We start from the raw sequence: 20,130 nt of genomic DNA, 5'->3' as shown, positions 1-20,130 counted from the left end.
AAGCCCTGCCGGCGCACGCGCCGAAAGGGTTTACTCGACCTTCGGACCACCGCCTTCAATGGCGGATTTCAGACGCGAAACCAGTGTCGGCCAGCTGACGCGATGCTGATGACCGATCACAGTGAGATGAGGCAGACCCTCGCCGTCCACGATCAAGTATCCGCCGTCCTTCGGCTCCAGACCGCCCATCCGGCACACACTGCCTTCCAACTTGCAATGGAGGCCGATCCGGTCGTAGCGGAAACTCTTGAACAGCTTGAGCACGGCGCCTTGCAGGCCACCGGCGATACCGCCCCCGCCGACCGAGGTGAGGTTGTTCACGGCTCGCTGGCTGATTCGACCGCCAGAGTCGGCCAGCAACTGCGCATCGAAGCCGACCGGCGCCCAATCCACCAGGCGCAGATCGCGAATGCCGCCATGCAGTTCGCCGGTGATCTTGCCGAAATCGAATACGTCGGTCATGGCGCCCAGGTTGAGCTTGTGCAAGCTGACGTCGGCCGCCAGCTCCGGGGTGTCGCCGAAGGGATGCTTCAGCGAGAGATCGGTGACATCGACGAAACCGTCGAATACGTTCAGCGCCAATCCGCCCTGCAAACGGATGTTGCCTTCGACGTAGCTCAGACCCGGCATTGAACCGGCCAACGTCCCGTGGAAACGCGGCCACCCCAAGGCGTGGCTCAGTTTGCTCATGTCCACGCCGGTCACGGTCGAAGTCATGTCCACACGGTCGCCCTCGCTGGCTCCGGGCTGCCAGGCAAATTGCTGAATGCCGAGCTGACCGCCCAGCACCGGCACCGTGACGGCGGAGGTCAGGCGCAACACGCCACGCTCGCTGCGCCAGTGGCTGGTGCCGCCCCCCAGGGGAATGCGATACAGATCCATGCCCTTCCAGGACATTGCCGTGGCGGGTCGCGTACCACTGCGGTTCCAGTCCAGTTCACCGTTCAGGCCATGGACACGAAAGCGGCCTGCGCCGTCGCGCACATCGAACTGGTCAGCCTGCAGACGCAGTGCGCGCATACCGTTCGCGCCCAGCACCAGGGCGCCGCTCAGGCCGCCGTCGGTCTTCAGGTCATTCAACCCCAGCGTGGACAACCAGGTCTTTCCGTAACGCTGGTACGCCGCCGGAAAGCGTGCGCCGAAACGATTCAACGTCATGCTGTGCAGACTGCCATCCGCCCCGAAGATGAAGCCGCCGGCCAGGGACAGCGTACGCGGATCGGAAAAACTGAGGTGATCGACGCGCATGCTACCGCCCTGAGACGTCAGGTCGAACGCCAACTGCGTCGCATGAGCGGGAAGATTTGCGTAAACCGGCCCCAGCAGAAGATCGCCACCGCGCAGCGTGCCGCTTACGCCGATCTGACTGCGCTGGGCATTGACGTCGATCTTCAGGCGCCCCTTCAGACCGACGCCCTCGCCCGCGACCGAGCCGCCATCGAAGCTGGCCTTGCTCAACTGCAGCGACGCCGCCCCCTGGAGGCCATCCGGAAAGAAATCCATGGCCATCGTGCCGTCGATGCTTCCCCGTTTCAGGCGTCCCGACCAGGCATGCGACAGCGGCCCCTGCAGCCAGGCCAGCGGAACATGGATGAATTGCGCCTGGACATGGGTGGTCTGATCCAGCGGCAACGCCAGGGACACCGTCTCGTCCTTTCCATCCCCGAGATCCAGTTGCAGAGTGTTGGCCCCGATATCCAGGATCAGACCGAAGCGCCCCGATTTGCGCAGCATCCCTCCCGGCGCACCGCGCAGCGTGAGGCGGCCCTGGCAGTACCAGGTATCCGAGCGGCTGCGTATCAACGTTCCCTGCAAATCGACCCCGACATGCTTCCAGCCCAGCGCATCGACATCGGCGCTGGCGATGCTCAGGTGCAAGGCGAGCTGCCCATCCGCATCGGGAGCGAGAGTTCCGTCTACCTGCTTCAGCGCGACACCCGGCAGCACGACCGAGGCCGCCTGTACCGACGTCGCGGCCCGTGCCGTGTGCGCTCCCAGCAGGGAGATCGCCAACAGCATCCAGCATGCGCAGTAATTACGGCTTGATCGCAGGTTCATCGCAGGCCATTCTGCCAAACTCTTCCCTAACGTCACATCAACGACCATGCCCGACGTCAACGAAGCAACCGCTTCGCCCGCCTGCGTCCTGCTCGCAGAGGACGACCCGGTCAGCGCCTTGTTCATGGCGGAGGCCATGCGTGGGCTGGGGCTGGACGTCGAATCCTGTGCCGATGGGACACAGGCCTTGTCGTGTGCACGCGAGCGCCGTTACGACCTGCTGATGCTGGATTGCCGCCTTCCCGGCCACGGCGCGCGGGAGATTCTCGACGCGCTGTCGAGCGAGACCACCTCGGCCTCGCACGGCGTACCCGCCATTGCCAGCAGCGCCGAAGTCACACCGGACATGGAGCGCGAGCTTCGCGCCAGCGGTTTTCGTGAAGTCCTGCGCAAACCGCTGCAGGTTCACGAGCTCGAACAGGCTGTGCAAGCCCTGCTACCGCATGCTCCTCCCTTGCTGGACGAGACCGCGGCCCTGGACGCCAGCGGTGACGCGCACACGCTACAGGCGCTGCGCGGTCTGTTCCGCAAAGAACTCGAGACCTTGTCCGCACAGCTCGACGCCTTGATCCAGGAACGCGGGGCGCTGAACGAGCGCCTGCACCGTCTCCGCGCTTCGTGCGGATTTTGCGGCGCGCTGCCGCTGGCGCGTGCATGCGAACAACTTTCGTCCGCCACGCCGGAACGCCGCGATGCGGCGCTGGAACATTTCCGCGAACGACTCGCGGGAACCTTGCTGGCGCTGCAAGAACGCGCGCCGTCCAGCGACTGAGGTCGACTCAACTCGCCGAAGGTGGGCCAGGACGCAACATCCGCCAGGCACGCAACTCGGTACCACCCAGGTGAAAGCGCAACACCTCGCGCATCAATCCACGCAGGCGGCGCAGGCCATCCTGCTCCGGACAGCGATCGGCAGCCAGCGCCAGCAGATCCTCGCCCCGTACAGCCTGCGGCGCCTGCGGAGCGCAACGCTGAGCGCCGGTCTCCGGGAAATAGCGATACAGCGCCTGCGGATCCAACGGCGTTCGGGCATCCGCCTCATGACGAAGCAGCATGGCATACCCCAGCGCATCCAGAAGATCCCGCTCGAAACGCCGGAGCGGCCAACCTGGCGCCTGCGCAGTGTCGAGTCGTGACAGCGTATCGGCATACGCATCGAACAGCATCGGCTGCGGATCCTGGCGCGCGCACATGCGCACGACCAGTTCATTGATGTACAGACCCGAAAGCAGCGCATCGCCCTTCAATCGCAGCAACCGGCCCACCGGCTCGATGCCGCGCAGCGTGGCCAGCTCACCACGCAAAGTGAAGTCCAGCTCCAGCGACTGGAAAGGCTCCAGGTCGGCCCGGCGCAAACGCGAGCGTGGACCGCGCACGCCTCGCGCCACCACGCCGAGACGCCCATGATCGCGCGTCAGGCACTCGAGCAGCAGAGACGTCTCGCGGTAGGCACGCGCATGCAGGACATAGGCAGGCTGCTGCTGGACGAGAAGCATCGGGAACGAAGTCCGAAAGCGGAATCGCTAGGCTAGCGCAGGACGACCGCCGAGAGGATCAGTCGGTGTAACCGAAGCGTTTCAGCGCGTTCTCGTCGTCGCCCCAGCCGGCACGGACCTTGACCCAGAGCTTGAGAAAGACACGCCGTCCGAACACACGCTCGATGCTGCGCCGCGCGGCCGCACCGACGGCCTTGAGCTGTTCCCCGCGCGCACCGATGACGATGGCCTTCTGGCTGTCGCGCTCGACCCAGATCACGGCATGAATCTCCGCCAGACCGTCCTCGCGATCCGCAAAGCGCTCGATCTCGACCGTGGTCGCATACGGCAGCTCCTGATCCAGCCGCAGCATGAGTTGCTCGCGCACCATTTCGGCGGCGAGAAACCGCTCGCTCCGGTCGGTCACGTCGTCCGGACCGAAGATCGGCGCGCGTGACGGCAACCGCGAAAGAATGCCCTTCTCCAGATCTTGGAGACCCTTGCGCTTCAGCGCGCTGACGTAGAAGATTTCATCGAAACTGTGCTGCTCGGACAACTCGGCCACGAACGGCAGCAGGGCTTCCTTGTCACGCAGCTTGTCGACCTTGTTGATCGCCAGCAGCGACGGCACCGAACGCTCGGCGAGCGCTGCGTAGACAGCCTCGTCTTCGTCGGTCCATCGTCCGGCCTCGACGACCTGAACCGCCACATCGACCTCGGCGATGGCCGCGCGCGCGGCACGGTTCAGGCTCCGGTTCATGGCCTTGCGCGCACCGCGGTGCAGGCCAGGCGTGTCCACGTACAGAATCTGACCGTCGTCGCTGTTGGCAATACCGAGAATGCGGTGACGCGTCGTCTGCGGCTTCGGGCTAACGATGCTCAACCGGAAACCGATCAGGGCGTTGAGCAAGGTCGACTTGCCCACGTTCGGGCGCCCGACCAGGGCCACCATGCCGCAGCGGAAATCCTGCTCGGCGGAATCATTCATTTCGTGTCTCCGCGCTCGAGTCGTACAAGCGCCTGTTGGGCCGCGCTTTGTTCAGCCGCGCGACGGCTTTTGCCCTGGGCTTCGAAACGCATCGTGTCGGGTTGCTGCAGCGTGCATGCAACCTCGAAGGTGCGGGCGTGATCTTCGCCGTGCGCGGCAAGCAGCTCGTAGGTCGGCAACGTCAGCCCGCGCGCCTGCAGCCACTCCTGCAGACGCGTCTTGGCATCCTTGCGCGAACGTGGCGTGTCCTGCACCAGTGCAGCGAACTGCTTCTGCACCACGCGCCGGCAGGCATCGAAGCCTGCATCGAGGTATACCGCCGCAATCAGGGCTTCGTAGGCGTCGGCAAGAATCGAATCACGTCGATATCCACCGCTCTTCAGTTCCCCCGGTCCCAGACGCAGCTTGTCGCCAAGCTCGAGTTTGCGTGCCAAGCCGGCCAGTCGCTTGCCATTGACCAACTCCGAACGCAAGCGTGTCAACTCGCCTTCGCTTGCATTCGGGTGGGCTTCAAACAGCATCTCGGCGACCACCAGATCCAGCAACGCGTCGCCGAGAAATTCCAGACGCTCGTTGTTCGGCCGGCCGATGCTCCGATGAGTCAGCGCCAGTTCGTACAGAGCCGGGTCGCGAAAGGAATGATCCAGCTTCACACGCTCACTCGACCGATCCGGACAACGGAACGCTCTTCTCGAAATGCATCAGGAAGTCGATGTTGTAGATGAAATGCACGCGTTTGTCGTACACAACGTGAAGCGTGGTCGAACCACCGCTATTTTGTTCGAAACGGACGTTCTTCGAACCGAACTGATCGTCCGCGTACTGGAAGCTGAGCTTGTACATGAACTCGCGACGGATCTGGTCGCGGCTCTTGCCGGTCAGGTCCTCCTGCGATATTTCCTTCATCGCCTTCTCGACGCCCATGTAGTGGTAGTACGGCGGGAACAGCTTCATCGCCATGTACGCGAAGAAACCCGCGATCAGAATGATGAAGATAAAGCCGAACAGCGTGATGCCTTTCTGCCTGGATTTCATGATTTCGGTCTCCCCTATGCGGCGCCCGCCGGGCCGCCCTGATGCCAGTTAATGCAATACCGTTCCGATGCGGTTCATCGAATGCAGGCTCAGCCAGATGAAGAAGGCCTTGCCGACAAGGTCCTTTTCCGGCACGCAGCCGTGGTAGCGACTATCGTCACTGTCGTCACGATTATCGCCCATCACGAAATAGCAATTCTGCGGCACCGTGACCGGATTGTCGCCATTGGGCACGTTGGGCGCGAAATGCGCCAGCGGCGTCTCGATGATGTGGTGATGCACGCCATCCAGATTCTCGTCCAGCACCATGCCCTGCTTGCTCATGATCATGCGGTCGTACTTGTCCGACACGTCGCCGGCATAGGGCCCGATGGGCTGCGTCTCGACGCGCTTGCCGTTGACGAAGACCTGCTCGCCGCGCACCACGACCTTGTCGCCAGGCAGACCCACGACACGCTTGATCCAGTCCTGATCCGGCGACCACGGCGGACGAAACACCACGATATCGCCGCGCTTGGGCTCGCCCACCTTCAGAATCTTGGTGTGGAACACCGGCAGGCGCAGGCCATAGCTGAATTTGTTCACCAGAATGAAATCGCCCACCTTCAAGGTCGGATACATCGAGGGTGAGGGAATGCGGAACGGCTCGGCCACGAACGAACGCAGCACCAGCACCAGCAGCACCACCGGAAACAGCGATCGCGACCAGTCCACCGGCCACGGATCGCGATAGTCCTTGCCCGTTTCCTCGGCGCGGCGCTTGCGCGCACGATAGAGGAAAGCGCGGTCCAGCCCCCAGACCAGACCGAACAGAACGGTGAGAACCAGCAGCGTCAACGCAAAATCGAATGCCATGCCTATTTCCTGAAAATCACGCGGGCGGCGCGTGGAATCACACTCGCCCTGCCATGGAATGCCGGGAAAACCGCCGGCACTCCTGCCGCCGATTGTGCCCTATTTCCCTGCACCGTCTACTTGTCGGCCTTCAGCACAGCCAGGAAGGCTTCCTGTGGAATCTCCACACGACCCACCTGCTTCATGCGCTTCTTGCCTTCCTTCTGCTTCTCCAGCAGTTTCTTCTTGCGGCTGACGTCGCCGCCGTAGCACTTGGCCAGCACGTTCTTGCGCAACGCCTTGACCGTCGAGCGGGCGATGATCTGCCCGCCGATGGCCGCCTGGATGGCGACGTCGAACTGCTGTCGGGGAATCAGTCCCTTCATGCGCTCGACCAGGTCCCGACCGCGGGTCTCGGCCTGCACACGGTGCACGATCAGGCTCAGCGCATCGACACGCTCGCCGTTGATGAGCACGTCCACGCGTACGAACGGGCCGGGCTGGAACCGCTGGAAGTGGTATTCCATCGAGGCGTAGCCGCGTGACACCGACTTCAGGCGGTCGAAGAAGTCCAGCACCACTTCGGCCAGCGGCAGTTCGTAGCTGATCTGCACTTGCGTGCCCAAGTACTGGATACCCTTCTGTACACCACGCTTCTCCTCGCACAGCGTGATGATCGCGCCCACGTGATCGGGCGGCGTCAGGATGCTGGCAACGATGATCGGCTCGCGGACCTCGGTGATCTGCGGCGACGCCGGCAGCTTGGCCGGATTGTCCAGGCTGATCACTTCGCCGTCGGTCTTCTCGACTTCGTAGACCACGGTCGGCGCGGTGGTGACCAGGTCCAGGTCGTACTCACGCTCCAGACGTTCCTGCACGATCTCCATGTGCAGCATGCCCAGGAAGCCGCAGCGGAAACCGAAGCCCATGGCCTCGGAGGATTCCGGCTCGAAGAACAGCGCGGCGTCGTTGAGGCGCAGCTTGTCCAGGGCCTCACGCAGGTCCGGATAGTCGTCGGCCGAGACCGGGAACAGTCCCGCGAACACGCGCGGTTGCATCTGCTGGAAGCCGGGCAGCGGCTTGTCCGCCGGATCGTTGGCCAGGGTCAGCGTGTCGCCGACCGGCGCGCCGTGGACATCCTTGATCGCCGCGTTGACCCAGCCGACCTCGCCCGCGCCGAGCCGCTGCAGTTTCTTGCGCTTGGGCGTGAACACGCCGACCTCGTCGACACCGTGCGAGCGGCCGGTCGACATCACCTGGATCTTGCTGCCGGGCTTCAGTTCACCCTGCATCACGCGCACCAGCATCACCACGCCCAGGTAGTTGTCGAACCAGGAGTCGATGATCAGCGCCTGCAGCTTGTCGGTGTCGCCCGGCTTCGGCGGCGGGATGCGCTGGACGATAGCCTCCAGCACGTCGGTCACGTTCTCGCCGGTCTTGGCGCTGACCGCGATGGCGTCGTCGGCCTCGATGCCGATCACCGCCTCGATTTCCTCCTTGACGCGGTCCGGGTCGGCCGTGGGCAGGTCGATCTTGTTCAGCACCGGCACCACTTCCAGGCCCTGCTCCACCGCGGTGTAGCAGTTGGCCACCGACTGCGCCTCCACGCCCTGCGCTGCGTCGACCACCAGCAGCGCGCCCTCGCACGCCGACAGCGAACGGCTGACCTCATAGGAGAAGTCCACATGGCCCGGCGTGTCGATGAAGTTGAGCTGGTAGGTCTTGCCGTCGCGCGCGGTGTACGGCAACGACACAGCCTGCGACTTGATCGTGATGCCGCGCTCGCGCTCAATGGGATTGTTGTCGAGCACCTGCTCGGCCATCTCGCGCTCGGTCAGACCGCCGCAGAGCTGGATGATGCGATCGGCAAGCGTCGACTTGCCGTGATCGACGTGGGCGATAATGGAGAAGTTGCGAATATGATCCATGGAATCCGTGCTTGGCTTGGGCCATGCTGCCGTGTGCACATGGCAAGGCACCGCCCGCGGACGCAGACGGTGCAAGGCGTCGATTATCGCATGGAACGCCGTGTCCATGCGCACCGCCGCAGGCAGCGGCGGTGCGCAAAAAGGACGTTATTCGCTACCCGGCTTGGCCGCCGTGACCGTGACGAATGCCGTATTGCCGCCTCGATCGCGAACCAGCAGCATCACCGTGCTGCCCGGCTTGTACTCGGCGATGGCCTTGTCGAACTGGGACACCGTGGAGACCTTCTTGCGGCCGACCATCAGCACCACGTCACCGGGGCGCAACCCGGCCTCGGCGGCATTGCGACCATCGACATGGTCGATGACCACGCCGCCCTCGCTGCGCTTGAGGCCCAGCATCTGGCGCTGATCGTCGGTCATGGACTGCACGCTGAAGCCTAGCTTGGAACTGCTGCTGCCCATCGAACCGGCGGACGGCCCGTCACCATTGCCCTTCAGCTCGCCGAGCTTGACCTTGATTGTGCGCGTCTTGCCGTCACGAATCACCTTCAGCGTGCACTCGGTACCCGGAGCGGTGGCCGCCACCATCGGCGGCAGATCCGAAGCAGTATTCACCACGCGCCCGTCGAAGTCCGTGATGACATCGCCGACCTTCAGTCCGGCCCGATCACCCGGGCTGCCCGGATTGACGGTGCGCACCAGCGCGCCACGCACATCGGCCAGACCCAGCGCCTTGGCCTTGTCCTGGTCGACATTCTGGATACCCACGCCGATCATGCCCCGCGACACATGACCCTTGGTCTTGAGCTGCTGCACGGCATTCATGGCCAGATCGATGGGAATCGAGAACGACACGCCCATGTAGCCGCCGGTGTTGGAATAGATCTGCGAATTGATGCCGACCACCTGGCCATCCAGATTGAACAGCGGACCGCCGGAGTTGCCGCGATTGATCGGCACATCGGTCTGGATGAACGAGGTGTAGGGCTGGTCCTGGCGCCCCAGATTGCGTCCCACGGCGCTGACGATGCCCTGGGTCACGGTGTAGTCGAAGCCGAACGGCGAGCCGATCGCCAGCACCCACTGCCCCGGCTTGAGCTTGCTCGAATCGCCGATGGACACGGTCGGCAGGTCGTGCGCCTTCACCTTCAGCAACGCGATGTCATAGAGCTTGTCCGAGCCCACGACCTTGGCCTTGAAGGTGCGATGGTCCTGCAGGCGCACCGTCACCGAGTCGGCATCGTCGACCACATGGTCGTTGGTCAGGATGTAGCCGTCACTGGAGATGATGAAGCCCGAACCCAATGAGGTGTGCGCGGGATCTTCCTGGGGCCCCATCGGGCCGCCGAAGAAACGACGAAGAATCTCCGGAATCTGCTGCTGATCCGGACCGCCCTGCTGCTGCATCTGCATTGAGGGCGACTTGCCGCCGTCGTACTTGGCCTCGACATGCACCACCGCAGGCGCGTTCTTCGAGACGATGCCGGTGAAATCCGGCAGTTGCGCGGCCTGGGCGCCGATGGCGAGCATCAGCAGACCGAAGGTGGCGCCGAGACGCATCGTAATGGCTCTCATGGGGTGGTTGCCTCCTTGGATGGTTTCGTCGAAACAGATGCCTTGTCGCACATGGCCACAACGGGTCGACCAGCGGAACGCATGGTCCGCGGGGTTCTTCGATTTGGGAAATGGCGTCACGAGAACGCGAAGGACGACGGCGCACGCCGCCGTCCCGTTATTTGCGTCAGTGCGCCTTCGTCGGCGATTCGGAGCTCGGCGTCATCGGGATGACCCAGCCGCCGACATCCGCCCGCCCGTACTGGCGGGCATTGGCGGCCTCGTGCGCCGGATAACCGCGCATGCTCATGTACGGCGCCGCCCGCCTTGCGTACGTGGTGGGAATGAGCGCATCACCGCTCAACTGGTACGTGGCAGGCGTCAACGTGTCACCGCGCAACTGACCATCCAGTGTGCTGGCCGATGCGCGCTGACTGAGCTGACCCGCCATCGGCGTGATCGACAACCAGCTCGGCACCTCAGGGGCGCGCATCACGGTGTTGGCGGAAACATCCGAAGACGTGTTCGCTGCGGCAATGGCCGGACCGCCTGCGGCTGCGTCGCCGGGGGACGAGGTCTGCGGCTGCGCAACCATCAGGGCCACGGCGGCCACACTGGCGGCAATCGCACCGCCGGCGGACCAGCGCAACCATCGTCGCGAGCCGTGACCGACCGCGGCGGAAGACGGCGCCGAATCCAGCGCAGCCATCACACGGTCGGCGAAATCGACGCGCGCCGCCCCGGAAAATTCGCCACGCAGGCAATCGCGTCCGACGTGGTAACTGGTCCACGACGCGCGCAATTCGGCGTCGTGCTCGACGCGCCGCAGCAGGAAGCGAACCTGATCGAACGCAAGCTCGCCATCGGTCAAGGCGGAGAGGTTCTCACGGTGGGCTTCGTTCATCTTTACGATTCCTCACGATGGGACAGCAGGGGCCGCAGTTGCCGGTCGATGGCCTCACGGGCCCGGAAGATACGGGAGCGCACGGTGCCGATCGGGCAATCCATGGCTTCGGCGATCTCCTCATAGCTGAGACCGTCCACCTCCCGCAGGGTGATGGCCGTGCGCAGCTCGTCCGGCAGTTCTTGGACAGTGGAAAACACGGTTTGTTCCACCTCCTCACGCATCATTTCGCGTTCAGGGGTGGCCGTCTCGTACAGACGCTCCGCGGTCGGACCGTACATCGCGTCCTCGACGGCGATGTCATCGGCCGGCGGACGCCGCCCGCGTGCAACCAGGTGATTCTTGGCGGTGTTGACGGCGATCTTGTACATCCAGGTGTAGAACGCACTATCGCCGCGGAACGACTTCAGGGCGCGCCAGGCGCGCACGAACGCCTCCTGCGCAACGTCTTCGCATTCGCTGCGGTCGGAGATGTAACGGGAAATCAGCCCGATCACCTTGTGCTGGTACTTGCGCACCAGCAGGTCGAACGCGCCCCTGTCGCCATTTTGTACGCGCTCGACGAGCGCGCGGTCCAGTTCGTTTTCGCCCATGCCGGGCCATTCTCCTCTGCAGTCCCCTGCGGGACTGCGCCCGTATCAGGTGTTCACCCGGCATCGACATGAGCGCCGATACGCGCAACCCTGACTATGACCGGCAAATCCGGCCGGAGTTCGCTAACGAGGATGGGGGCGGTCGCCAGGGTCGTCAAGAAGCCCCCACGCACGACCATCAACCGGCCATGCCGCCTTCGGCACGCCGCCCGAACAGACGCTGCCGCTCGGCCATCATGCGATCGAAGGCCTGCGCCGGCAGCGGACGGCAGAACAGATATCCCTGCACCTCGTCGCAGTGCTGTTCTCGCAGAAAACGCAGATGCGGCTCGATCTCGACACCCTCGGCGACCACATCCCGCTTCAGGCTGTGCGCCATGTCGATGGTGGCCTTGACGATGGCCTCGTCATCCGGGTCCACGCCGATGTTGCGCACAAAGCTCTGGTCGATCTTGATACGCCGCGCCGGCAGACGCCGCAGATAATCGAGCGAAGCGTGCCCGGTACCGAAATCGTCGATGGCGATCTGGCACCCGATCTCGTGCAGCGCGTCCAGATTCTCCATCAGGTTGGTGACCGACTTCACGCTGATGCTCTCGGTCACTTCCAGCTCGAGACTGCTCGGATCGAGCCCGCTGGAAGCAAGCGCATCGGCCACCATCTTGGGCAAGCTCTTCTGACGGAGCTGCACCGCAGACAGATTGACGCCGACGCGCAACCGCAGGCCATACCGCTGCTGCCAGGCATAAGCGTCGGCGCAGGCCGTGCGCAGCACCCATTCGCCGATGCCGACAATGAGACCGGTTTCCTCGGCCAGCGGGATGAAGAAGCCGGGACTGATCATGCCCAGTTCCGGATGCTCCCAGCGCACCAGCGCCTCCATGCCGACGATGTCCTCGGACTCGACGTCGATCTGCGGCTGGTAGTACACACGCAGCTCGCCGTTGTCCTCGGCCTTGCGCAAATTGCTTTCCAGGGCGATTCGCTGCTGGCTCGACTCCTCCGAAACCGCCTGGTAGACCTGATAGTTGTTCCGCCCCATGCCCTTGGCGTTGTACATCGCCACATCGGCGTACTTGAGCAGGTCGTCGGCCGTGGTGGCGTCGTCCGGATAGAAGCTGATGCCGATCGAGGCCGTCATGCGCAGCTCGGAATCACCTTCCAGCGTCAGCGGCACTTCCATCAGGTTGACGATCTTCTCGGCGATGCGCTTGACGTCGTCGCGCTGGGTGATGTGGCGAAGGATCACCGTAAATTCGTCGCCGGCATAGCGCGCCACGGTATCGGAGCCGCGCACCGACTTGCGCAGACGCTGCGCCACGGCATTGAGCACCTTGTCGCCGACGGAATGTCCCAGCGAATCATTGATGCTCTTGAAGCGGTCCAGATCCACGAACAGCACGGCGAACATCTCGCCGGTGCGGCGTGCTTCACGCAGCGTGGTTTCCAGGCGGTCATTGAACAGCAGGCGATTGGGCAGTCCGGTCAGGCCGTCCTGCAGGCCCTTGGCGCGTCCCTGCTCGCGTGCGCGTTGCAGCTCCAGATCGAAGCCGAAGCGCGCCGCGGCCACACGCAGCGTCTCGGCCAGCAGCGGCCGCCCGCGCCAGGAGTCGCGCGAACCGATCAGCAAGGCGCCAAGCACATTGCGGCGTTCGTCCAGCAGCGGCAATCCGGCGAATGCGCCGAAGCCCATCCTGGCGATGAAATCGTCATTCTGCGCCACCTGCGGGCTGATCGCCGGCAGCAGCACCGGGCGGCCGTCCAACACCAGCTTCAACGTGCCACCGTTGAGCGGGTCCGGCGCATCGCTGGTGAACTGGCGGCGCAGCTCACGCGTCAGCAACTGCGGGCCGTCCTCGAGTTCGGGGCGCGCCGAGTAGACCGCCACGTAGTCCAATTGCAGCAGATCCGCCAACAGTCGGGCCGAGGCGGCCATGCGATCCTCACCCTTGCCCGTGGCCTGCATGCGGGCGAGCAGCCCCATGGCCATGCGCGCGGCTTCCAGTTCACGGCGATCCCTCAGACTGACCAGATGCACGAGCTGACCGCCGCGCGTGACCGGCTGCATGGTCAAGTCGACCACGTCCGACTCGCCGTTCGCGCGCCCGCGATTGCAGCGGCGGCGAGCCACGCCGTCCTTCTCCACCACCTCGCGCATCTTTGCGAATTGACTCTCGCTCAAGCCGAGCAGGGGCGCCGCATCCCGGCCCCGCAGCTGTTCGCGCCCGTAGCCGGAGCTGCGTTCAAAGGAAGGATTCAGGTCCAGGATCTCGCCGTTGTCGGCATCCAGGACCAGCAATTCGTTGTCATCGCAATCGAAGGCAAAGCGGTAATCGCCCATCGCGCCGGCACCGACAATGGCCGGCTTGCGGTCCTTCCCGGACAACAGGGTCAGCAATTTGACACGTGTTTCCCCGACATCGATCGGACTCCGGAGCCAGTCATCGACACCGGGCGGAACATGCTGGTACCCCCAGGATCGCTGCTGCGGATCGGCACTGAGGATGCCGAGTATGTGCACGCCAGCAGCCTCTGGCAGGCTGCGAAGATGTGCACACAGCGCGACGTTCTCGTGTGCCTCGCCATGGAAATCCAGAATCACCGCCTGCAATTCGGCGCTTTCGGACAGCAGATTGCGAGCCTGGCGCGCGTCGCGAGCGGTGTACAACGCTGCGAGTCCCTGTCCGTCGAGCGCATCGAAGAGTCTACGGCGATCATCGCGGTCCGCGGCCACAATCAGAACATGCGGTGCCAACTTGGCGAACATAGTCAGACCACCCAGCGTCCGTCGCGCAACCGCGGCCGCGCACCCGCCACGGCTCCGCCGATCACCGTTGCCAATCCGTCGACCGATTCGATCAACGCGTCGTCGTTGGTCAGCAATACCACCCGTCGCACTTGCTCCGAACGTCGCCGCTCGAGCTGACGAAGCAGCGTCTGCTCGGCGCGGTCGAGCGGCCCCTGCACGCCGATCATCAGATAGATGCCGAAATGCATGCTCTGCAGCACATAACGCAGCGTGTCGCCGACGCGCCGACATCCCGGAACCCGCACACCGCCTTCGCGCAGGCTGTGCAGACCGCCGTCGTGGTACCACACATATGCGCTCTGCCCGCTTCGACGCGTAATCTGCCTGAACTGTTCGACCAACACCTCGGGCTGATCGGTACGCAGCACCACAAGCGTCGACTCGGCGTCGACGATGCGGTCGAGAGTGTCTATGCCTGGCTGGAGTCCTGCCGCTTCCATCGTATGGTTCGTTCCAATGTTGCGTGACACAGCACCTGCGCCCCATCCACACGGCCGCGTCGCCTGCGCAGCATAAGCGATGCTAGCCCGATGCGCACGGGTTCCCCGGACATGTATACGCCACAGGTTCAGCACCGCTGTGAAGCACCTCGCATTCACGGAAACCTCGCGGTATCGTGATCGTCCCATTCCGCTGGCGATACAGAGCTCATGTTCGAGGGATTGCGCTTCAAGCACTGGCAGACCGGCTGCGACGACGACGGCATCGTGACCCTGGCCCTGGACCGGGCCGACAGCAGCGTCAATGCACTGTCGCGCGCGGTGATCGAGGAACTGGACGAAATCGTCGAGCGGCTGGCCATCGAAGCGCCGCGCGGCGTGATCGTCCATTCCGCCAAGTCCGCCGGCTTCGCGGTCGGCGCCGACGTCCACGAATTCATCGAGTTCGCACGCCACGACAGCGTGCTCGACAACATCCGCAACGGCCAGAAGGTCTTCCAGAAACTGGCGCGCCTGCCCTGCACCACCGTCGCCGCCATTCACGGCGCCTGCATGGGCGGCGGCACGGAACTGGTGCTGGCCTGCGATCAGCGTGTGGCCGTCAACGCCCCGAACACGCGCATCGGACTGCCCGAAGTCATGCTCGGCATCCATCCGGGCTGGGGCGGCACCGCTCGTCTGCCGCGTCTGATCGGCGCACCGCAGGCACTGCCGGCCATGCTCACTGGTCGCCCCTTCTCGGCAGGCCGTGCTCGCGCCGCCGGTCTGGTCGACGCGTTGTGCGAAGCCGATGCATTGATGGAGATGGCGCGCAAGCTTGTGCACCGTCCGCGCAAGCGACCTTTTCCGCAACGCTTCATGGCCTGGGCCACCAATATCTGGCCGACACGGCAGATCCTCGCACCGATGGTGCGCAAACAGACTGCCGCCAAGGTGCGCAAGGAGCATTACCCGGCACCGTTCGCATTGATCGAAGTCTGGCGCCGCGGCGGAAGTGATATCAGTCAGCGCCTGCGCCTGGAGGCCAAGTCAGTGACCCGGCTCGCCGCCACGCCGACCGCACGCAACCTGATCCGCGTGTTCTTCCTGCAAGAACGACTGAAGAAGCTCGGCTCCGATACCGAACATGGCATCGAGCACGTGCACGTAGTCGGCGCCGGCGTCATGGGCGGCGACATTGCAGCCTGGAGCGCACTCAAGGGATTCCAGGTCACGCTGCAGGATCGCGAAATGAAATATGTACAGCCGGCACTGGATCGTGCCCGCGCGCTGTACGAAAAGAAGCTGAAGTCCGCAGACAAAGCCGCCGAGCCGATGTCACGCCTGCGCGCGGACGTCGAAGGCAAGGGCGTGGCCGACGCCGATCTCGTCATCGAGGCCATCTACGAGAACGCCGAAGCCAAGCAGAAGCTCTATGCGAACATCGAACCCCAGTTCCAGGCCAACGAGCTGCTGGCCAGCAACACCTCCTCGATTCCGCTCGATGAACTGCGCAGCGGCCTGAAACATCCCGAGCGCTTCCTCGGCCTGCACTTCTTCAATCCTGTGGCGAAGATGCCGTTGGTCGAGGTCGTGCGGCACGACAAGATGGACGCGCAGACCGAAAAGCGCGCCCTGGCCTTCTGCAAGGCCATCGGCAAGCTGCCGGTGGCCGTGGCCGGCACGCCGGGCTTCCTGGTCAACCGCATCCTCATGCCCTATCTGCTGGAATCGATCCGCATGCTCGGCGAGGGCGTCCCCGGCGCCGTGCTGGACAAGGCCGCGCGTCGCTTCGGCATGCCCATGGGTCCGATCGAACTGGCCGACACCGTCGGGCTGGATGTATGCGTGTCCGTGGGCAAGGAGCTGGCGCCCTTCCTCGGATTGCAGATTCCACACGGCATGGAGGACCGTCTCGACGACGGCAAGCGCGGCAAGAAAGACGGTCGCGGGTTCTACGTGTGGGAAGACGGCAAGCCGCAGAAGCCGGAGGTCGAGTCCGGCTACAAGCCCGCCGACGACATCACCGACCGCATGATTCTTCCGATGGTCAATGAAGCCGTGGCCTGCCTGCACGACAAGGTCGTCGACGAGGCCGACCTGCTGGATGCCGGCGTGATTTTCGGCACGGGCTTCGCACCGTTCCTCGGTGGTCCGATCCAGTACATCCGCGAAACAGGCGCCGACGAATTGCGCAATCGGCTCGAGACCCTCGCGCGTAGTCACGGAGATCGCTTCCGTCCGCGCGACGGGTGGGACAGTCCACTCCTGCGCGAACGCTCGGACGTCTGAACCGGAGAGTCGGCGTCCACACGGGACGCCGACCGCACATCACCAGACCAAGTCGTCCGGCACGCCGTCGTCGCCCTTGCCGCTCTCGGTCTCGGGATCGACCTGCAATGCGATGTGCTCGGGCGCAAAGGCGCGCACCTTGTCCGCGACATCCAGCGCAACCAGAAGATAGCGTCCTCCCTGCTGCACGACCGCCAGTTCGCCGGCATTGAGTCGCGCCAACTGATCGCTATCGACATGCACGCGACGGATCTTTCCGCCGTACTCGAAATGACGCATCAGCTCTGCATCGGCCTTGTTCAGGACTGCGCCGTCCAGCACTTCGCGCAGCTTGCGTTTGCGCTCCTTGCGCTCTCGCGCCAGACGCTCGGCTTCGGCCTTCTCGCGCCGACGCTCGCCAGCCTCGGCCTTTGCGCGCATCGCATAGGCGCGCGCAAGATCGACTTCACCGGAAGCCGACTCCGATGCCGAAGCAGATTTGGCACTACCGCGATTTTTCCCACCGCGTTTTTTCTTGCTGAACTCGCGACGCTCCGGCTTCGGCTTCGCCTTGCTGACGAAGCCGGCCTTGAGCAGTTGATCTCGCAACGAATCGGCCATGACATGGCACCCTTTCAATCATGACGTCCCAGCATGCATCCAAGCAGGCCGGCGTTTCAGTAGTGTGGCGGCGGCGGCTCGCTATGTGCGTCGTGGCCGACCGCGGCACGCAACGCAGTAACCTCGCTGCGCAACGCGCGCAATGCTTGCTCGACCGCCAGCAGTCGCTGGCTGAGGTCGGCATCCGCCTCGGACAGACCGCCGACCGCATCATCGAGGAAAGTCAGGCGGACTTCGATGTCCTGCAAGCGTTCGGATTCCTGGGTCATGGTCTGCTCACTCAGCTGTGGCTGACCTGCGCGGAACGACCGCGACCGATGCCGTAATAGGCCAGTCCCGCTTCTTCGACCTGCTCCGGATCGTACAGATTACGGCCGTCGAACAGCACGCGCTCACCCAGGCGCTCGGCAAGCATTTCGAAATCCGGGCTGCGGAAAGCCTTCCATTCGGTGACCACGGCCAGCGCATCGGCGCCTTCCAGCGTCTCCTGCAGGGAATCGCACAGCAGCAGATCCTCGCGCTCGCCATAGATGCGCCGCGCCTCGTCGCGCGCCTCGGGATCGAAGGCCCGAATGCGCGCACCGGCCTTCCACAGCGCCTCCATCAGATAGCGGCTGGGCGCCTCGCGCATGTCGTCGGTATTGGGCTTGAACGCCAGTCCCCACAGCGCGATGGTCCGACCCTTCAGATCGCCCTCGAAGTGACGCTCGATGAGTTCATACAGTTTGTGCTTCTGCTTCGCATTGACGGCTTCCACGGCCTCCAGCAGCGTCGCAGTGTAATCGTGCGCCTTCGCCGTGCGTTCCAGCGCCTGCACGTCCTTGGGGAAGCACGAACCGCCGTAGCCCGCACCCGGATAGATGAAATGAAAACCGATGCGCGGGTCCGAGCCGATGCCAAGACGCACCTGTTCCACGTCCGCACCGACGCGCTCGGCGATGTTGGCGATCTCGTTCATGAAGCTGATCTTGGTCGCCAGCATCGCATTGGCCGCGTACTTGGTCAGTTCGGCGGAACGCTCATCCATCACCACCAGACGCTCGTGATTGCGATTGAACGGTGCGTACAGCTTGCTCAGCTGCGCGATCGCCCGGTCGCTGGAACTGCCGATGACAATCCGGTCCGGACGCATGCAATCGTTGACCGCATCGCCTTCCTTGAGGAACTCGGGATTCGAAACGACGTCGAACTCGACCTTGGCGCCACGTGCATCAAGCGCAGCGCGCAACGTGGCGCGCACACGGTCGGCCGTACCGACCGGCACCGTGGACTTGTCGACAACCACGGCGTAGTGATCGAGATGCTCGCCGATCGTCGAAGCGACTTCGAGCACGTAGCGCAAGTCGGCGCTACCGTCCTCATCCGGCGGCGTTCCAACGGCGATGAAAATCGTTTCGGCCTGAGCAATGGCCGGCGCCGCTTCGGTCGTGAAGCGCAGGCGTCCGCTGGCGTGGTTGCGCGTCACCATCGGTTCCAGACCCGGTTCGTAGATCGGGATCTGACCCCGCTCCAAGCCGGCCACCTTGTCTGCATCCACATCCACACAGACTACGTGATTGCCCATTTCGGCAAGGCATGTACCCGTGACCAGGCCCACATAGCCGGTACCGAAGATCGTCACTTTCATGATGGCTCTTTATCCACTGACTGGAACAGACTGCATATTGTAGGCAGCCCGCGGGACGGGGACCAGCGCACGCCTCTCCACGACGCCGGAAACAAGACGGGGCGCGGATCGTTCCGCGCCCCGTACGAACACTTGCAAGGTCGAACGGAACTTGATCAGTTGCCGCTGTCGCCCTTGCCACCGCTGCTCGGCGCAGGCGGCGTGGTCTTGTCCAGTTTCACGTCGAAGATGATCGTGGCATTCGGCGGGAAGCCGTTCTGCGGCTGCTCGCCGTAGGCCAGGTCCGACGGAATGTACAGCTTGTAGTGACCACCGACCTGCATCAGCTCCAGGCCTTCGCGGAAACCCGGGATCACGCTGGACAGCGGAATCGGGGTCGGGCCACCGCCCTTGTGGTCGGCCGAAGCGTCGAACTTCTTGCCATCGATGAAGGTGCCCACGTACTCGATGTCCGCGGTGTCCTTCGGACCCGGATGCGGACCCGTACCCTGCTTGATGACCTTGTACTGCAGGCCCGACGACGTGGTCTTCACGCCCGGCTTCTTCTTGTTCGCGGCCAGGAACGCGGCGCCTTCGCGCTTGTTCTTGGTGGCCATCTTCTCGTACTCGGCCTTGGCCTTGCTGCGCAGCTCGGTGACGAACGCTTCACGCACCTGCTTGGCCTTGGCTTCGTCGATCTGCGGCTTCTTGCCGGACAGCGCGTCCTGCAGGGCCTTGGCGACGATGGACGGATTGATCTCGTCGCGGACGATCGGCGGCAGCTGGCTCGCCAGATCCCAGCCCACCACGTAGCTGGCCTCGTTCTTGTTGACCTTGGGCGCAGCCTTGGACTTGCCGCCCGTCCGCGCGAACGCACCTGTGGACATGGCCAGCGCGGCAACGGCGACGGCCGTCATCGCATAACGCGGAAAATGCTTCATTCGATACTCCCTCGTGTGTGGTTGTGCCGGCGCCATCGGAATCGACCTCCCCTGACACGGACAGGCCGAGCATTGTGCCGGTCTTGCAGCCGGC

18 protein-coding genes are annotated in these 20,130 nt (G+C 64.0%); 2 read left to right on the top strand and 16 right to left on the bottom strand.

Annotation, left to right across the window (positions count from 1 at the left end; translation table 11 throughout):
* Nucleotides 1-30 precede the first annotated feature (30 nt).
* On the bottom strand, nt 31-2,058 hold the full coding sequence (locus BTJ49_RS07720) for a YdbH domain-containing protein (protein WP_240601772.1): 2,028 nt from the start codon (nt 2,056-2,058) through the stop codon (nt 31-33).
* Nucleotides 2,059-2,104: 46 nt separating this feature from the next.
* Here BTJ49_RS07720 and BTJ49_RS07715 point away from each other — a divergent pair, with 46 nt between their 5' ends.
* A complete protein-coding gene (locus tag BTJ49_RS07715) occupies nt 2,105-2,830 on the top strand; it encodes a response regulator (RefSeq protein ID WP_113064803.1) in 726 nt (241 codons plus the stop codon).
* 7 nt (nt 2,831-2,837) lie between these two features.
* Here the strand turns inward: BTJ49_RS07715 and recO are convergent, their stop codons facing one another.
* The 11 genes from recO to BTJ49_RS07660 form a co-directional block, all read right to left on the bottom strand.
* On the bottom strand, nt 2,838-3,554 hold the full coding sequence (recO, locus tag BTJ49_RS07710) for a DNA repair protein RecO (protein ID WP_113064802.1): 717 nt from the start codon (nt 3,552-3,554) through the stop codon (nt 2,838-2,840).
* A 58-nt stretch (nt 3,555-3,612) separates the two neighbouring features.
* A complete protein-coding gene (gene era / locus BTJ49_RS07705) occupies nt 3,613-4,521 on the bottom strand; it encodes a GTPase Era (protein ID WP_113064801.1) in 909 nt (302 codons plus the stop codon).
* Complete coding sequence (gene rnc, locus BTJ49_RS07700) at nt 4,518-5,174, bottom strand: ribonuclease III (protein ID WP_113064800.1); 657 nt, start codon at nt 5,172-5,174, stop codon at nt 4,518-4,520. The genes era and rnc overlap by 4 nt, the downstream gene beginning before the upstream one ends.
* A gap of 4 nt (nt 5,175-5,178) precedes the next feature.
* Entirely contained in the window at nt 5,179-5,556 is a 378-nt protein-coding gene (locus BTJ49_RS07695) for a DUF4845 domain-containing protein (protein ID WP_113064799.1), read from the bottom strand.
* Nucleotides 5,557-5,604: 48 nt separating this feature from the next.
* Nucleotides 5,605-6,411 (bottom strand): signal peptidase I, encoded by an 807-nt coding sequence (gene lepB, locus BTJ49_RS07690; protein WP_113064798.1) that lies wholly within the window; start codon nt 6,409-6,411, stop codon nt 5,605-5,607.
* Nucleotides 6,412-6,527: 116 nt separating this feature from the next.
* Entirely contained in the window at nt 6,528-8,318 is a 1,791-nt protein-coding gene (lepA, locus tag BTJ49_RS07685) for a translation elongation factor 4 (RefSeq protein WP_113064797.1), read from the bottom strand.
* A gap of 147 nt (nt 8,319-8,465) precedes the next feature.
* The gene (locus BTJ49_RS07680; RefSeq protein WP_113064796.1) at nt 8,466-9,893 is read right to left on the bottom strand and encodes a DegQ family serine endoprotease; all 1,428 of its coding nucleotides are present in this window, start codon (nt 9,891-9,893) and stop codon (nt 8,466-8,468) included.
* A 166-nt stretch (nt 9,894-10,059) separates the two neighbouring features.
* Complete coding sequence (locus tag BTJ49_RS07675; RefSeq protein ID WP_113064795.1) at nt 10,060-10,776, bottom strand: sigma-E factor negative regulatory protein; 717 nt, start codon at nt 10,774-10,776, stop codon at nt 10,060-10,062.
* Between the two features lie 2 nt (nt 10,777-10,778).
* Nucleotides 10,779-11,369, bottom strand: coding sequence for an RNA polymerase sigma factor RpoE (gene rpoE / locus BTJ49_RS07670; RefSeq protein WP_113064794.1), 591 nt, complete (start codon nt 11,367-11,369; stop codon nt 10,779-10,781).
* Between the two features lie 178 nt (nt 11,370-11,547).
* Nucleotides 11,548-14,136, bottom strand: a complete 2,589-nt coding sequence (locus BTJ49_RS07665) for an EAL domain-containing protein (protein WP_240601771.1) — start codon at nt 14,134-14,136, stop codon at nt 11,548-11,550.
* Nucleotides 14,137-14,138: 2 nt separating this feature from the next.
* Entirely contained in the window at nt 14,139-14,618 is a 480-nt protein-coding gene (locus tag BTJ49_RS07660; protein WP_146742300.1) for a hypothetical protein, read from the bottom strand.
* A gap of 210 nt (nt 14,619-14,828) precedes the next feature.
* Here BTJ49_RS07660 and BTJ49_RS07655 point away from each other — a divergent pair, with 210 nt between their 5' ends.
* Complete coding sequence (locus tag BTJ49_RS07655) at nt 14,829-16,889, top strand: 3-hydroxyacyl-CoA dehydrogenase NAD-binding domain-containing protein (protein ID WP_113064792.1); 2,061 nt, start codon at nt 14,829-14,831, stop codon at nt 16,887-16,889.
* 39 nt (nt 16,890-16,928) lie between these two features.
* Here the strand turns inward: BTJ49_RS07655 and BTJ49_RS07650 are convergent, their stop codons facing one another.
* The 4 genes from BTJ49_RS07650 to BTJ49_RS07635 form a co-directional block, all read right to left on the bottom strand.
* Complete coding sequence (locus BTJ49_RS07650) at nt 16,929-17,489, bottom strand: DUF2058 family protein (RefSeq protein WP_113064791.1); 561 nt, start codon at nt 17,487-17,489, stop codon at nt 16,929-16,931.
* Between the two features lie 56 nt (nt 17,490-17,545).
* Nucleotides 17,546-17,758 (bottom strand): SlyX family protein, encoded by a 213-nt coding sequence (locus BTJ49_RS07645; RefSeq protein WP_113064790.1) that lies wholly within the window; start codon nt 17,756-17,758, stop codon nt 17,546-17,548.
* Between the two features lie 11 nt (nt 17,759-17,769).
* On the bottom strand, nt 17,770-19,116 hold the full coding sequence (locus BTJ49_RS07640) for a UDP-glucose/GDP-mannose dehydrogenase family protein (RefSeq protein ID WP_113064789.1): 1,347 nt from the start codon (nt 19,114-19,116) through the stop codon (nt 17,770-17,772).
* Nucleotides 19,117-19,271: 155 nt separating this feature from the next.
* Nucleotides 19,272-20,036, bottom strand: coding sequence for an FKBP-type peptidyl-prolyl cis-trans isomerase (locus BTJ49_RS07635; RefSeq protein WP_113064788.1), 765 nt, complete (start codon nt 20,034-20,036; stop codon nt 19,272-19,274).
* Nucleotides 20,037-20,130: the final 94 nt, after the last annotated feature.

It is taken from the genome of Oleiagrimonas sp. MCCC 1A03011, assembly GCF_003267965.1.
In the GTDB taxonomy this organism is placed as follows: domain Bacteria; phylum Pseudomonadota; class Gammaproteobacteria; order Xanthomonadales; family Rhodanobacteraceae; genus Oleiagrimonas; species Oleiagrimonas citrea.
The sequence above is the reverse complement of the archived record's forward strand: the minus strand, read 5'-3'. Positions and strand labels throughout refer to the sequence as shown.

Bases quoted from the DNA above. Each gene is read 5' to 3' on its own strand.
- BTJ49_RS07720 (WP_240601772.1), bottom strand. From the start codon at position 2,058: ATGAACCTGCGATCAAGCCGTAATTACTGCGCATGCTGGATGCTGTTG.
- BTJ49_RS07715 (WP_113064803.1), top strand. From the start codon at position 2,105: ATGCCCGACGTCAACGAAGCAACCGCTTCGCCCGCCTGCGTCCTGCTC.
- recO (WP_113064802.1), bottom strand. From the start codon at position 3,554: ATGCTTCTCGTCCAGCAGCAGCCTGCCTATGTCCTGCATGCGCGTGCC.
- era (WP_113064801.1), bottom strand. From the start codon at position 4,521: ATGAATGATTCCGCCGAGCAGGATTTCCGCTGCGGCATGGTGGCCCTG.
- BTJ49_RS07695 (WP_113064799.1), bottom strand. From the start codon at position 5,556: ATGAAATCCAGGCAGAAAGGCATCACGCTGTTCGGCTTTATCTTCATC.
- lepB (WP_113064798.1), bottom strand. From the start codon at position 6,411: ATGGCATTCGATTTTGCGTTGACGCTGCTGGTTCTCACCGTTCTGTTC.
- lepA (WP_113064797.1), bottom strand. From the start codon at position 8,318: ATGGATCATATTCGCAACTTCTCCATTATCGCCCACGTCGATCACGGC.
- BTJ49_RS07680 (WP_113064796.1), bottom strand. From the start codon at position 9,893: ATGAGAGCCATTACGATGCGTCTCGGCGCCACCTTCGGTCTGCTGATG.
- BTJ49_RS07675 (WP_113064795.1), bottom strand. From the start codon at position 10,776: ATGAACGAAGCCCACCGTGAGAACCTCTCCGCCTTGACCGATGGCGAG.
- rpoE (WP_113064794.1), bottom strand. From the start codon at position 11,369: ATGGGCGAAAACGAACTGGACCGCGCGCTCGTCGAGCGCGTACAAAAT.
- BTJ49_RS07665 (WP_240601771.1), bottom strand. From the start codon at position 14,136: ATGTTCGCCAAGTTGGCACCGCATGTTCTGATTGTGGCCGCGGACCGC.
- BTJ49_RS07660 (WP_146742300.1), bottom strand. From the start codon at position 14,618: ATGGAAGCGGCAGGACTCCAGCCAGGCATAGACACTCTCGACCGCATC.
- BTJ49_RS07655 (WP_113064792.1), top strand. From the start codon at position 14,829: ATGTTCGAGGGATTGCGCTTCAAGCACTGGCAGACCGGCTGCGACGAC.
- BTJ49_RS07650 (WP_113064791.1), bottom strand. From the start codon at position 17,489: ATGGCCGATTCGTTGCGAGATCAACTGCTCAAGGCCGGCTTCGTCAGC.
- BTJ49_RS07645 (WP_113064790.1), bottom strand. From the start codon at position 17,758: ATGACCCAGGAATCCGAACGCTTGCAGGACATCGAAGTCCGCCTGACT.
- BTJ49_RS07640 (WP_113064789.1), bottom strand. From the start codon at position 19,116: ATGAAAGTGACGATCTTCGGTACCGGCTATGTGGGCCTGGTCACGGGT.
- BTJ49_RS07635 (WP_113064788.1), bottom strand. From the start codon at position 20,036: ATGAAGCATTTTCCGCGTTATGCGATGACGGCCGTCGCCGTTGCCGCG.